The sequence below is a fragment of the Nonomuraea sp. NPDC049607 genome, assembly GCF_040675375.1.
Taxonomy (GTDB): Bacteria; Actinomycetota; Actinomycetes; order Streptosporangiales; family Streptosporangiaceae; genus Nonomuraea.
This window is the reverse complement of record NZ_JBFAOV010000021.1, coordinates 62,737-74,971: the sequence shown is the minus strand read 5'-3', so window position 1 is coordinate 74,971 and position 12,235 is coordinate 62,737. Positions and strand designations below refer to the sequence as shown.

The window sequence follows — 12,235 nt, the reverse complement described above, 5'->3', positions numbered from 1 at the left end:
TACAGAAGAATGGGGATCAAGACCGATCGAGGGAGACACATGCCCGAGCTGCCGGAAGAAGCGCGCGAACTCCTTGATGCCCCGAACCATGCGACGGTGACCAGTATCAACCCCGACGGCGGGCCGCAGTCGACCGTGGTGTGGGTGCGCACGGACGGCGACGAGGTGCTGTTCTCGACCGTCCGGGGGCGGGTGAAGCCGCGCAACTTCGAGCGCGACCCGCGTACGAGCCTGCTGGTCATCGACCCCGGCAACCCCTACCGCTACCTGGAGGTGCGCGGCCGGGTGACGATCGAGGAGGACCCCGAGGGCGCGCTGATCCAGGAGCTGGCCCAGAAGTACACAGGCGGCCCCTGGACGGACAAGCCGGGCACCGAGCGGCTGATCATCCGGATCCGTCCGGACAAGGTCACGCTGCGAGGCTGAGTAATCGGCCTACAAGGGCCTCCGAGGCGTTAGCCTTTCTTTTGTGAGCCTGCACATCTACGACACCAGCACGCGCGCCATCCGTGAATTCGTTCCGGTCGAAGCCGGCCGGGCGTCGATTTACCTGTGTGGGGCGACCGTGCAGGCTCCTCCGCACATCGGGCACATCCGCTCGGGCGTGAACTTCGACGTGCTCAGGCGCTGGCTCACCCGCTCCGGATACGACGTCACGTTCTGCCGCAACGTCACCGACATCGATGACAAGATCATCAGGGTGTCGGCTTCGGAGTCCGTGCCCTGGTTCGTGGTCGCCGAGCGCAACCAGCGGGCTTTCACCTGGGCCTACGACACGCTCGGCTGCCTGCCGCCCACCGTCGAGCCGCGGGCGACCGGCCACGTGCCCGAGATGATCACGCTGATGGAGCGGCTGATCGAGCGCGGCCACGCCTACGCCTCGGGCGGCGACGTCTACTTCAGCGTCCAGTCCTACGCCGACCACTACGGCAAGCTCTCCAACCAGAAGCTGGAGAACATGCGGGCCGCGGCCGACACCGACGACGAGACGTGCAAGCGCGACCCGCGCGACTTCGCCCTGTGGAAGGGCGCCAAGCCGGGCGAGCCGACCTGGCCCACGCCGTGGGGGCTCGGGCGTCCCGGCTGGCACCTGGAGTGCTCGGCGATGGCCACCAAGTACCTCGGGCCGACGTTCGACATCCACGGCGGCGGCATCGACCTGATCTTCCCGCACCACGAGAACGAGATCGCCCAGTCGCAGGCGGCCGGCGACGGCTTCGCCCGCTACTGGATGCACAACGGCATGCTCAAGATCGGCGCCGAGAAGATGAGCAAGTCGCTCGGCAACTCGCTGCTGATCCCCGAGATGGTGCAGAAGGTGCGTCCGGTGGAGCTGCGCTACTACCTGGCCGCGCCGCACTACCGTTCCTCGATCGAGTACTCCGAGGAGGCGTTGCTGGAGGCCGCGGCGGCGTACCAGCGGATCGAGGGCTTCGTCACCCGCGCCGCCGAGGTGATCCACGACGTCGACGCCGACGCGCCCCTTCCGCAGGCGTTCGCCGACGCGCTCGACGACGACCTCGGCACGCCGCAGGCGCTCGCCGTGGTGCACGAGGTGGTGCGCGAGGGCAACGTGGCGCTGGCGCGGGGCGACAAGGAAGCCATCGCCCGGCTCCTCGCCGAGACCCAGAACATGCTCGACGTGCTCGGCCTCGACCCTCGCTCGCCGCAGTGGCGCGGGGCCGGCTCCGACCTGTCGCCGGTGGTCGACGCGCTGGTCGCGGTGGCCCTGGAGCAGCGCAAGGCCGCGCGGGCCCGTAAGGACTACGCGGCTGCCGACGCGATCCGCGACCAGCTCACCGACGCGGGCATCACGGTCGAGGACACGCCGCACGGGGCCCGCTGGGAGCTGGCCCGCTGACCTTCCGCCGGTTCTCGACGGCGGGCTCCTTCGGCGCCCGCCGTCGATCCGGAGCCGTCAGCGGCGCAGGGCCGTGACGGCGGCGTCGGTCGCCTCCATCACGATCGTGTGATAGCCGTCGATGCGCGAGACGATGCCCTCACGCGGGCCCTGATGCCATTCGGCGCTGCCGTAGAAGGCGTCCTCCTGCTCGTCGCGGGCCTCTTTCGTGGGGAACGTGCGGATCAGGTACGCCTCCTCGTGGCCGTCCTCGTCCACGAGGGAGGCGCCGTGGGCCACCACGTCGATACCGGCCTTCGCCAGGAGCGGGAGCGCTTCGTCGCGCATGACCCGGAGGAATTCTTCGCCTGTGCCGGGCTTGAGGCGGTAGGTGCGGATCTCCAGGATCATGTCTGCGTTCCTTCGAGGGCGACGGTCGGTATGCATGCGGGAGGACGGCTGGCACGCTACCTGCGGTCGCTGACACCCTCTGTCAGTGTTCGACGGCGTGGGCGAAGGTCTTCCGCTAGGAGCGGGGGTCGGAGGCTTCGGGCTTGTGGGCCGGGGAGTTCTCAGGCTTGTGGGCCAGGAAGAAGGCCTGCCGGCCTGAGCGGGGCTTCTCGCTGTCGTCGGGTTCGCGGATGAGCTGGGCGTACAGCGACAGTCCGGCCTTGGCGAGGAGGTCGGCGACGAGCTCGGGGGGCGTCCAGTAGACGTCCAGCGACAGCTCGTGCCCGTAGCCCCGGCTGAGGTGGCGGCGCTCGTCGCCGACCTTGAACGCGATCAGTAGATGGCCGCCCGGGACCAGGACCCGGTGGATCTCGGCGAACACCGTCGGCAGCAGCTCCGGCGGGGTGTGGACGGTCGAGTACCAGGCGACGGCGCCGGCCGAGGACGCGTCCGCCAGGTCCAGCGCGGTCATGGAACCCACGTCGAAGCGCAGGCCGGGGTGGCTCCGGCGGGCGACGTCGATCATCCTCGGGGACAGGTCGATGCCGAAGGCGTTCACCCCGAGGGAATGGAGGTGGGCGGTGACGCGGCCCGGACCGCAGCCGAGGTCCGCCACCTCTCCGGCGTCCGGTCCCTGCACGTGCTCGGCGAACGCCGCCAGCATGGCCCGGTCGAGGGGCTTGCCGTCAAGTTCGTTCCTGAGCAGTTCGGCGTATTCGGGGGCGACGGTGTCATAGGCCGTCCGGGTGGTGTGGAGGTAGGCGGACTCAGTCATGGCCAAGGACGATAACTCGCGTTCGGGGCGGGTGGTGGTGCTTGCGGGGGTCATGGTGATTCGTGGCGGTTCGCGTCAGGAAGCGCGTCGGATCGGGCGGGCCATGGTCGGCGGGATCGGGTGGGCCGGCGGGCCGATACCCTTGATGGCATGGCAGCAGGCGGTAGGGGATCGGGCAGGCCCGCGAAGAAGAAAGGCCCGTCCAAGGGCACCGGGGGCCAGAAGCGCCGGTCGCTCGAGGGCAGGGGTGCGACGCCGCCTGCCGAGGCGCGCCACTGGTTCAAGGACAAGGCCAGGGCCGAGCGCATCGCCAGGGAAGAGCGCGGCGACACGCGCCGTCCGGGCAGCGGCCCGGTCCGGCAGAAGCGTTCCGAGGACGCCCCCGAATACGTCGGCGGCCGCAACCCGGTGCTGGAGGCGCTGCAGGCCGGCGTGCCCGCCAACGCCCTCTACGTCGCCCAGCGCGTCGAGAACGACGACCGCGTCCGCGACTCCATCAAGATCGCGGCGGAGCGCGGCATCGCGCTGCTCGAAGTTTCCCGCGACAAGCTCGACCGGCTGACCGAGGGCGCCGTCCACCAGGGCATCGCGCTCCAGATCCCGGCCTACGACTACGCCCACCCGTCCGAGCTGGTCGAACTCGCCCAGGACGCGGCCGAGGTCCCGCTGATCGTGGCGCTCGACTCGGTCACCGACCCGCGCAACCTGGGCGCCATCGCCCGCTCCGCGACCGCTTTCGGCGCGCATGGCCTGCTCATCCCGTCCCGCCGCTCGGCCGGTGTGACGGGTGGCGCCTGGAAGACCTCAGCCGGCACCCTCGCCACGCTCCGCGTCGCCCGCGCCTCCAACCTGACGGCCGCCCTCCGCGAATACCGCGAAGCCGGGCTCTTCATCGTCGGCCTCGACGGCGCCGGAAAGATCGACATCGGCGACGCCGACCTCCTCGCCGAGCCGCTCGTGGTCGTGGTGGGCTCCGAGGGCAAGGGCCTCGGGCGGCTGGTACGAGAGCAGTGCGACGTGGTCGTCCGCATCCCGATGCAGGCCGCGGCTGAATCCCTCAACGCGGGAGTCGCCGCCGGTGTGGCACTGTACGAGGTCGCTCGTCACAGGCGCCGCTAGCGTCTACACTGGTAGGCCGTGCCGACGTAGCTCAATCGGCAGAGCATCTGTCTTGTAAACAGAAGGTCAGGGGTTCGATTCCCCTCGTCGGCTCTGCAGCTCAAAGGCCCTTCGGGATGATCCCGGAGGGCCTTTGTGATCTCCGTACAGCAGCTTCGTACAGCAACCTCTCCGACTTCTGTCGGTCCTTCCTGCGACGATCTTCCCTTCGCCATGGTCGATGGAGGTCAGCGTGGTTGATGATGAGGTTGCGCGCGAGGCATACCTGCATTACAGGCGGTTGCTCGATGGCAGCTGGATGGGAGAAGCCATCTGCTGGACGGTGTTCGTGCCCCACGACGGATCTGCGTTGAGTCTTGCGGAGATCGGTGAACGGGTGAGCGGAACGGGACAGTACGAGATCCACGAGACGAACACCTTCGAGCATGAGGAGGTGTTCATCAATCTGTCCGATGACGCGCCCTGGGGGATGCTCGTCGATCGTTCGGATCGGCACGTCGCGCTTTTCGAGTGCAACGGATATCAGAGTGTCTTTCCGCCGGTTCTCCCCCGGCTGAGCACGAATGGACGAGCCTACAGCGCCTACTGGAACGTCAACGCCACCAATTCGATCGGCTTCGCCGTTGACGGCGAGATGGTGTTCTCCTTTGACGCCATGTACGCCGAGGGAGCAACAGGGCGGCCAGGTTGGGATCGGTGGCCGGAGGTGCAGGCCATCCTTCGCTACTTCGATTGGGAGAAGGGGGAAAGCTGGCGGGCGGCTGCTCTGACCGCCATCGAACTCGCCACAGGAGCGAGGCTGAGCGAGGAGTGGGTTAGCGAGGCGCCGTCCTTCCTGAGGGGCCGATAGGCGAGCAGGACCCTCATGCGGGGAGGGTCCTGCTGGTGGTGTCATGAGCTGGGCTGGCCGGTATTGAGGCTTGCGTCCTACGTGCAGCAGTCCAGCCCTCCTGCTGAGAACGTCGATGGGTGATGGTTGCTGTACAGCAACCCGTACAGCAACGCCGACTTACCTGATCACATGAAGACGGACTGAACCTGCTGCTCGGGGATCTCCGGGCGTGATCCACCAGGCGCTTGCCCTGCCCTTGTAAACAGAAGGTCAGGGGTTCGATTCCCCTCGTCGGCTCTGCACGTAGAAGGCCCTTTCCCGCGATCGGGAGAGGGCCTTTTCGATCTCGTACAGCAACCGTCTCTAGCCGAAGATGTCCTGCCCGTCGCGGCCTGAGGGGTCCATGGTGAGCAGGCTCTCATGAAGACCTTGTACGGCCCTGCCCGTGAGTTCGCCTGACGGTGTGGTTTCCATGAGACGCCAGCCAGGGGTGTCGGTGGGTGCGTCGTCGTCGCGGCCGTGGGCGGTGAGGCTGTGAAGGAGACCGAACGCTGTTTCGTAGGCGGCCGCCTGGGCGACCCGTGCAAGGTCGGTGGGGTCCGCGCCGTCGGCGAGCAGTCGGGCAGCCGCGGGAATGCCTTCCAGCGCTCCCGGCGCAGCCCAGCCGTTGATCAGGTCTGGCCATATGCGCCGCAGCGCCAAGAAGCCGGCCAGCTGAGGTACGTCCTCTGAGATCTCTGAGGCAGCCCGCTCCTGAGGCTCATCTGCGCCCAGCGTCGCGAAGAGATTCTGCAAGGCGAGCACCGCAGCGCGATCGGCTTCATTCATTCCGCCATCTCAGCATGGCACGCGATGAGAAAGGGCCCTGGAATCCGCTCACAGCATGTCCGTTCACCTGATGCACCGTTGACGGCGCTCATGCCGGCACTCGGTCGAGGGCGCGGCCCTGGTTCTGCTGCGATGTCATGCTTCCGGCACATTGATCGGCAACCCGTGTGACCATCCTCGCCGCGGTGGCGTCTGTATGTGACGTGACAATCGAAACCGTTCGGGGGGCGACATCATCGAGGAGCTGTATCGCGAGCACTGGCCGCTCGTGTGCGGGTTCCTCTTGCGCAGGACCCGCGATCCGCATCTCGCCGAGGACCTGGCGCAGGAGACGTTCGTCAAGGCGACCAGAGCGCTGCTCGGTTGGCGGGGTGATAACGCGGCGGCGTGGCTGCTTACGATCGCGCGCAACGTCCTGGTCGATCACGTACGTAGGAGCCGCCGCGAGATGGCCCTACCGAACCCTGACGAGTTGGGTGTGCCGCCGCTGCACGTGGAGTCGCTGGACGTGCGCGACGCGCTTGAGCGGTTGCCCGAGCAGCAACGCCGGCTGCTCACGCTGGTCTACTTCGAGGGCTTCTCGATGGTGGAGGTGGCCGCGATGACCGGTAGGTCGCACAACTCGATCAAGACCGCGGTGTGGCGGGCGAGGGCCGCCTTCGCCGACCTTTACGAGGAGAGCAATGGACATGCCTGAAATGCCGGACCTACCGGACTTCGACCCAAAGCGCACCCGGCGCGCGGTCCGGCGGGGGTTGTTCAGGACGGTCGCCCTCGTCCTGGCCGTGCTGGCGCTGCTCGCGGTGGCCGCGACCGAGGGCTCGTCCCTGGTGCAGACCCGCGGCGACCGGGAACGCCGTATGCAGGCCGTGCTCGGCACCGCGTTCAAGATCTACAACCCGGCGTACACGGTGACGGTCGGCTCCTGTTGCCAGACCACGCCCCTCTCGATGTCGTTCGAGGTGGCCGCGCGTCCCATCGCGCCGACCGGAGACTGGCCGGCCGGGAGCGAGCCGTACGCGATCAGTCAGGACTTCTTCGGCCGCGTGGGCCGCCTGCCGTTGGGCCACACCGCCAACACCCGGCTTTCCCAGTCTCTGTTCGACATCGGCACCACGCTGGCGCCCAAGGACGACGTGCGCGCGGTGCTCGCCCGGCTGCCCGCCGACCTCAGCTCGCTGGCGGTTGTGGAGTTCGAGCAGCCGCTCGGCGAGGCCGAGATGAAGTCGGTCGTGAAGCAGTACGGCACCTGCGCCGAACGGATCGTGTACGAGCGCAGACCCGGCTCCCTCCCTGTCACCTGGGGCTTCGACTACTGGAACGACGCGATGGACCTCGGCAAGAGCGGCGACAAGACCGAGGACATGTGCGGTGGCAACCTGCCGCAGTTCCGCGACTGGGTCGCCCTGCTGCGTGACCACGACAACGCCAACCTGCGATCCTTCGACCTGTCCTTGGATCGGCTGCGCAAGGCAGCCGAGGCCGGGCTCGCCTACGGCTATGTGGACCAGCTCAGCTCGGTCCGCGAGCTGCGGGAGCTGCTGAAGGACCCGAGGGTGCGGACGATCCGCCTGGCCGGTGTGGCGTTCGACCTGGACCGGCTCCGCTGAGGGCCATCGCCGTCGACCACGTCCTGGCCCGGTCGGACTTCTGGCGGCTTCGCCGGACGCGTGCCCTGACCGGCCACCACGGGTCCTCTGTCGAGTAGCGCACTTGCGCGTTCCACCTCTGCCTGATCATCCCGTCTGCCATCGTCCCGCCCGAAAGAAACGGGCCAAGGCCACGGGGACGGGGTGATCAGGCTTCCCCCTACAACGAGTGTGCGGCCGGCCATTGGGTCGAGGCGGAAGGCGCCCCGGACCGCAGCTCGCGCGGGCTGCGACGGCACAGCCACCGCTTTGATCACGAAGGACGTCTACGGCCACCTGCTGGAGGGGCGGCCACGGAAGCCATCTCCAGCGCTCTCCTGGGCGGACAGGGCCCCGGTGGCTCCCAAAGGCGCCGAAGACACCGGTTGAAGGTCGGAATTCAGCAGGCCCCTGACGGCGTCACGCCTGCTCAGAGCCATTTTGCTTGCAGAGCCGACGAGGGGAATCGAACCCCTGACCTTCTGTTGACAGGGGCAGGGCGAGCGCCTGGCGGATCACACTCTGATGATCTCCCAGAGGCGTGCTGGGCCGCTCTCGCGTGGCGCCGCTCATCCGTATGTGGCGCGGGACGGACGACCGCGACGAGGTGGTCGTGAAGTGGCTTGCGCCGGTCCCCGTAGCACTCGTATCGTCCTGGTCCACCTCGAAGTGATCGAGGATTTCGGGCGGCGAGTGGTCACAGCCGTGGAAGAGCGGATCACCGAGCTTGAGCGAATGGGGGCGCCGGCTGGCGTCGAGCTGGACTTCGGAGAGTTGCGCATCGAGCACGTGTGTGATGCCGGCAGCTCGGATGGGTCACGGGTTGGGGCCGCGGGGGCGGAGCTGCAGCGCAGTTCCTCTCAAGGGACCCAATGGCGGGCGGGAAGGGCCTGCTCGCTGTGCCCGCCCTCGCCGTCCGCCTCGACGAACCATGCGTTCCGGTCCGGAAGGACGCTCACGACCTCGTGCAGTTCGGTGCCGACGTAGTGCAGGGCGACGCCGTCTTCGGTGGCGTACCCCGAAGGCAGCGTCTCTCTGCCCACGAGTTCGCGGAACCGTGCCCGCCGGGGCTGATCGCGTAAGTCGTCATGGACGCCGTTGCTGAACGGCAGGAATCCCAATCCGTCATCCAGGGGATCAAGTTCGTCGCCGAAGGAGTCGGTGACGCCGCCCGTGTGCCAGCACAGGCTGCCCGCGCTCTGTCCGGCAAGTACGACACCCTTCTCCCAGCACTCCCGCAAGATCTCATCGAGGCGGTGCGCACGCCAGACCGCCAGCAGGTTCACCACGCTGCCCCCGGATACGAAGATCACATCCTGGGCAAGGAGATGCGCCCGCACGTCGGCCACGTTCGGCTGGGTGAACAGCTGGAGATGGGAGAGGTGCGTGTCGCCGAAGGACGCGGCCCGCGCGGACCAGCCGTCGATGTGCTCTCGCGAGTCACCCACCGCCGTCGCGATGAGGCACATGCGCGGCTTGCGCACAGCGGCCAACTGTCTCGCCTGCCATATCTGAACGCCGACGTGCCTGAATCCCTCAGGCGGATACAGCACACCGGAGCAGGCCAGGATCTGGGACTCTCTGATCACGATCACGCATTTTCCGCCTGAGAAGGGTCACGTGCAATGAGCCCTTCGTCGCCCTCACCGGCTTCATGCCTCCATCGGGGCCTCGGTTCCGGGTGAGGACGGGAGCGCCTGGTTCCGGACAGTGCCGACGACGTCGGAGAGGGGAATCGGATTCCGCGTCTCACGCCTCACACAAGGCGTGGTCCACGTGATTCCGAAGCGATCATTGAGTGGTGAGGGCACGAGTAGGAGCGTTCCGCTGGGTCGATCTTGAGGCTGGGAGGATCGACGATCCCGCCCATGCCTGCGAGCTTCCGGAAATGCATGTCGGTCCTCAAGGTGAGGTGGGTGAGGAGCAATTTCAGCTCACCGTCGACCGGGGTGAGGGCTGGGGGCTGCTGTACGGCGGGGCCGTACAGCAGTGGTGCCTGGCGGGAGTGTGGTGGGGGTCAGAAGGGGCCGAATTCGGGGTAGCCGGCCTTGATGACGGCCTGGCGGGTCTTCGCGTTGAGCTTCTTCTCGCTGATGACCTTGGTGGCCGCCGGTGCGGTGATCTTCGTCTTGACGCCCCACCCTGAGAACTTGGTGTCGGTGTGGAAGGCCATCTGCTCGTAGGCGTCGCTGTCCGAAGTGGATGTGCTGTCGACGACGGCGCGGGTGAGCAGGTTGTTCTTGTCGAAGTACAGGTGGAATTCGACGTCGCCGTCACCGGCGGCCTTGTTGTGGCGGTAGGCGGCGAGGGTGGAGGTGCCCTGGTATTCGCCGGTCGCCACTTCGGAGGAGTTGGCCAGCATGAACGTCAGGTCGGCCGGCGTGATGCCGGTGTCGAGGATGGAGTTCTCGTGGTCGCCGGTCCTCGCGCCGATCCAGGGACGACCGGCGGGCAGCGCCTTGGCGATTCCGGCGTTCGTCACGTACGCGTTTCTGCCTTCGGCGATGACCCGGTAGGGCGGCTTGGCGGCCTTCTGACGGGAGGACATGCGGACGCGGAGGTCGGCGGCCGCCACGTTGCCCTTGCCGAACGCCAGAGTGCCGTCGGTGCGGGTGTTCACCTGTACCTGCATGGCCTGGTCGTTGGCGGTGAAATCGAGGGTGATGCTGCTTAATTCGGTGATCTTCACACCCTTGCCCGGGAGCAGTTGGGCCTTCAGGGCTTTCACCGGGTCCGCGGGGGCGGCCTGCACGGTTGCCAGGGATGCGGCCTGAGCGGGTACGGCTGCCGCGCACACGACTGCGGCCGTGGTCGCGAGGCTTGCGAAGAAGAGCTTCATCAGGGTCCTTGATCGGGTGAGATATAGCAGAGGAAAGAGTAAGAGAATGGTGTTGGGGAGATGCGGGATATCTCGTAACGATCCTGTGCCGAGTGGTAATTCTGAGTTTCAGTGGTGGTGCGGGATATTGAGGGAGCCGTCGATTTGCCCGGACGTCGAGAGGCGATGGCGGTCGGTGTGGCAGCCCGGTGTTCGAGGATGGTTCAGGGGCGTCGCCAGGCCAGGAGGCCGTCGGGGGCGTCGGCCTGGACGAAGCCTGCGCTCGCGAGCTCTTCCCGGAGGGTTTCCCAGGCAGGACGGTAGGCGTGGCCGACGAGTTCTTCCTCGCTGAGCAGTTTGTCGCCCTGAGTTATCCGGTAGAGGTAGCGGCACGTGGCGCCTTCGTCGTCCGACTCCGTGATCTCGGACGAGACCGTGTACGTGTGGCGGCCCACCTGGCGGGAGTCGAGTTGCCGCATGGGACGGGGTTTCGGCGGGCCGCCGTCGTGCCAGGTGAAGATCAGAAGACCGCCGGGCTCCAACTGGCCGGCCAGGACGGGCCAGAGCCGCTTGCGGTAGCCGGGTTCCAGGGCGTACATCACGTTGATCATCACCATGGCTTCGAGCGGGTCGTCGAGGTCGAGGCTCAGGGCGTCGTGGGGGAGTACGGTGATCCGTTCGAGCAGGTCCGGGCGTTCGGCCAGGCGGGACAGTAGGACCGCGCGCATCGCGGCCGAGGGTTCCAGGGCGAAGATCTCGGCTGGTGTCCATTCGGCCACGGATGTGGTGATCAGGCCGGTTCCGGCGCCTATCTCCAGGATGCTGCGGTGAACTCCGGTCAGGAGGGGCGGCAACTTCTTGCGGACGTCCGGTATGTGGCTGTTCACTGCGAGCAAGTCGTAGAAGACGGGGGAGATGTAGTCGGCCATGGTCGGTCACCGTAGTTCAGGTGGTTCACGAGCGCGGGTGAGCGTGGGGCTCTTCATGGCACTGCTCATCGGGCTGGTGTGCGGCGGGGATGATTCCGGGCGACGGGGGACGTTCCAAGGGCGGGCCCGTGAGGTGGCTGCGCGGTGGCAGGAGTCGGCGGACGATCGTGCCTGGCGCGACGGGTTCGTGGCGTTGGAGGTGCTGAATCCGCAGGGATGGGCGCGGGTGGGCGACATTCCGGCCTGGGTGAACAGGAGCGCGCACAACGGTGTGTGGCGGCTGGACGTCGAACTGCCCACGGACACACCGCCCAGCGCGGACGTGCGATGGCCGGACGGGAAGGTCTCGCGTGTGCCGCTCGTGTCGGCGTCCAGGGCGTACGCGGAGTTCGGCAGGCCGGCCCCCTTCATCGAGGACGAGTGCCCGGCCGAGGGTTGCCGTCCGCTTCGGGTGGTCGGTGTGCGGCTGGGCCGGGTGCCGGTGGAGACCAGCCGGGGGACGGTCCGGGTCCCCGCGTGGGTGTTCAGCGTTGAGGGGGTCGAGCAGAAGAAGGTGCATGTGGCGGTCGATCCGTCGGCTGTGACCGCTCGTCCCGAGCGGGTGCCGGGGAAGGTCGAGGAGGTGCTGGCGTACGACCTCGTCGCGGGCGAGTCGCAGGGGCTGCTGCTCCGGTACGGGTACGGCGCCTGTGAGACCGTGCACGGGGTTCGGGTCTACGAGACGGACCAGGTGGTGGTGGTCGATGTGGACGAGGGAAGTGCCAGGGTTGTCCAGGTGTGTCCGGCCATGCTGAAGACGGCCACGACCACCGTCACGCTCGCGCGGCCGCTGGGGAACCGGCTCGTGCTCGACTCCGAGGCGGGGCTGCCGGTGTTGCGCGAGCCGATCAGGCGCTGACGACGCCTCGGCACCGCCGCTCAGAAAGAGCCGAAAGGGCCCGAGAGCCAGGAAGAGCCAAGGGGGCCCGCGAGCCAGGAAGAGCCGCAAGGGCCCGGGAGAGCCAGGAAGATCCCCA

The 12,235-nt window shown here is 67.5% G+C and carries 13 protein-coding genes, 1 tRNA gene and 1 pseudogene; 9 read left to right on the top strand and 6 right to left on the bottom strand.

Features of this window, described 5'->3' with window-relative positions:
• The first annotated feature begins 9 nt into the window (after window positions 1-9).
• Both AB0J97_RS33135 and cysS read left to right on the top strand, forming a co-directional pair.
• Window positions 10-426, top strand: coding sequence for a PPOX class F420-dependent oxidoreductase (locus tag AB0J97_RS33135; protein WP_364096010.1), 417 nt, complete (start codon window positions 10-12; stop codon window positions 424-426).
• A 43-nt stretch (window positions 427-469) separates the two neighbouring features.
• A complete protein-coding gene (gene cysS / locus AB0J97_RS33130) occupies window positions 470-1,861 on the top strand; it encodes a cysteine--tRNA ligase (protein WP_364096007.1) in 1,392 nt (463 codons plus the stop codon).
• 57 nt (window positions 1,862-1,918) lie between these two features.
• On the opposite strand, the gene AB0J97_RS33125 is transcribed toward cysS, so the two are convergent.
• Window positions 1,919-2,251 (bottom strand): NIPSNAP family protein, encoded by a 333-nt coding sequence (locus tag AB0J97_RS33125; RefSeq protein WP_364096004.1) that lies wholly within the window; start codon window positions 2,249-2,251, stop codon window positions 1,919-1,921.
• 115 nt (window positions 2,252-2,366) lie between these two features.
• Window positions 2,367-3,065, bottom strand: coding sequence for a class I SAM-dependent methyltransferase (locus AB0J97_RS33120; RefSeq protein ID WP_364096001.1), 699 nt, complete (start codon window positions 3,063-3,065; stop codon window positions 2,367-2,369).
• A 150-nt stretch (window positions 3,066-3,215) separates the two neighbouring features.
• Between AB0J97_RS33120 and rlmB the strand changes: the two genes are divergently transcribed.
• The 3 genes from rlmB to AB0J97_RS33105 all read left to right on the top strand — a co-directional run bounded on the left by rlmB (window position 3,216) and on the right by AB0J97_RS33105 (window position 5,034).
• The gene (gene rlmB / locus AB0J97_RS33115) at window positions 3,216-4,184 is read left to right on the top strand and encodes a 23S rRNA (guanosine(2251)-2'-O)-methyltransferase RlmB (protein ID WP_364095998.1); all 969 of its coding nucleotides are present in this window, start codon (window positions 3,216-3,218) and stop codon (window positions 4,182-4,184) included.
• Window positions 4,185-4,204: 20 nt separating this feature from the next.
• Window positions 4,205-4,277, top strand: a tRNA-Thr gene (locus AB0J97_RS33110).
• A gap of 139 nt (window positions 4,278-4,416) precedes the next feature.
• Complete coding sequence (locus tag AB0J97_RS33105) at window positions 4,417-5,034, top strand: DUF6461 domain-containing protein (RefSeq protein ID WP_364095995.1); 618 nt, start codon at window positions 4,417-4,419, stop codon at window positions 5,032-5,034.
• 345 nt (window positions 5,035-5,379) lie between these two features.
• Here the strand turns inward: AB0J97_RS33105 and AB0J97_RS33100 are convergent, their stop codons facing one another.
• Window positions 5,380-5,844 carry a hypothetical protein gene (locus AB0J97_RS33100; protein ID WP_364095992.1) on the bottom strand — a complete coding sequence of 155 codons (465 nt, stop codon included), beginning with the start codon at window positions 5,842-5,844 and terminating at the stop codon, window positions 5,380-5,382.
• Between the two features lie 232 nt (window positions 5,845-6,076).
• Between AB0J97_RS33100 and AB0J97_RS33095 the strand changes: the two genes are divergently transcribed.
• From AB0J97_RS33095 to AB0J97_RS33085, 3 genes and pseudogenes are all read left to right on the top strand, one after another.
• Window positions 6,077-6,541, top strand: coding sequence for an RNA polymerase sigma factor (locus tag AB0J97_RS33095; RefSeq protein ID WP_364096209.1), 465 nt, complete (start codon window positions 6,077-6,079; stop codon window positions 6,539-6,541).
• Window positions 6,534-7,454, top strand: coding sequence for a hypothetical protein (locus tag AB0J97_RS33090; protein ID WP_364095989.1), 921 nt, complete (start codon window positions 6,534-6,536; stop codon window positions 7,452-7,454). Before AB0J97_RS33095 ends, AB0J97_RS33090 begins: the two co-directional genes overlap by 8 nt.
• Window positions 7,455-7,997: 543 nt before the next feature.
• Window positions 7,998-8,204: pseudogene (locus AB0J97_RS33085) on the top strand (hypothetical protein); the annotation flags it as partial.
• Between the two features lie 128 nt (window positions 8,205-8,332).
• Here the strand turns inward: AB0J97_RS33085 and AB0J97_RS33080 are convergent.
• The 3 genes from AB0J97_RS33080 to AB0J97_RS33070 all read right to left on the bottom strand — a co-directional run bounded on the left by AB0J97_RS33080 (window position 8,333) and on the right by AB0J97_RS33070 (window position 11,219).
• Window positions 8,333-9,067 carry a peptidase E gene (locus tag AB0J97_RS33080; RefSeq protein WP_364095986.1) on the bottom strand — a complete coding sequence of 245 codons (735 nt, stop codon included), beginning with the start codon at window positions 9,065-9,067 and terminating at the stop codon, window positions 8,333-8,335.
• Window positions 9,068-9,489: 422 nt separating this feature from the next.
• A complete protein-coding gene (locus tag AB0J97_RS33075) occupies window positions 9,490-10,311 on the bottom strand; it encodes a hypothetical protein (protein WP_364095984.1) in 822 nt (273 codons plus the stop codon).
• 203 nt (window positions 10,312-10,514) lie between these two features.
• Window positions 10,515-11,219 (bottom strand): class I SAM-dependent methyltransferase, encoded by a 705-nt coding sequence (locus tag AB0J97_RS33070; RefSeq protein WP_364095981.1) that lies wholly within the window; start codon window positions 11,217-11,219, stop codon window positions 10,515-10,517.
• Between the two features lie 55 nt (window positions 11,220-11,274).
• Between AB0J97_RS33070 and AB0J97_RS33065 the strand changes: the two genes are divergently transcribed.
• Window positions 11,275-12,117 (top strand): hypothetical protein, encoded by an 843-nt coding sequence (locus tag AB0J97_RS33065; RefSeq protein WP_364095978.1) that lies wholly within the window; start codon window positions 11,275-11,277, stop codon window positions 12,115-12,117.
• The last annotated feature ends 118 nt before the right edge of the window (window positions 12,118-12,235 follow it).

Coding starts and splice junctions, on each gene's coding strand:
- AB0J97_RS33135 (WP_364096010.1), top strand. CDS start 10: ATGGGGATCAAGACCGATCGAGGGAGACACATGCCCGAGCTGCCGGAA.
- AB0J97_RS33125 (WP_364096004.1), bottom strand. CDS start 2,251: ATGATCCTGGAGATCCGCACCTACCGCCTCAAGCCCGGCACAGGCGAA.
- AB0J97_RS33120 (WP_364096001.1), bottom strand. CDS start 3,065: ATGACTGAGTCCGCCTACCTCCACACCACCCGGACGGCCTATGACACC.
- rlmB (WP_364095998.1), top strand. CDS start 3,216: ATGGCAGCAGGCGGTAGGGGATCGGGCAGGCCCGCGAAGAAGAAAGGC.
- AB0J97_RS33100 (WP_364095992.1), bottom strand. CDS start 5,844: ATGAATGAAGCCGATCGCGCTGCGGTGCTCGCCTTGCAGAATCTCTTC.
- AB0J97_RS33090 (WP_364095989.1), top strand. CDS start 6,534: ATGCCTGAAATGCCGGACCTACCGGACTTCGACCCAAAGCGCACCCGG.
- AB0J97_RS33075 (WP_364095984.1), bottom strand. CDS start 10,311: ATGAAGCTCTTCTTCGCAAGCCTCGCGACCACGGCCGCAGTCGTGTGC.
- AB0J97_RS33070 (WP_364095981.1), bottom strand. CDS start 11,219: ATGGCCGACTACATCTCCCCCGTCTTCTACGACTTGCTCGCAGTGAAC.
- AB0J97_RS33065 (WP_364095978.1), top strand. CDS start 11,275: ATGGCACTGCTCATCGGGCTGGTGTGCGGCGGGGATGATTCCGGGCGA.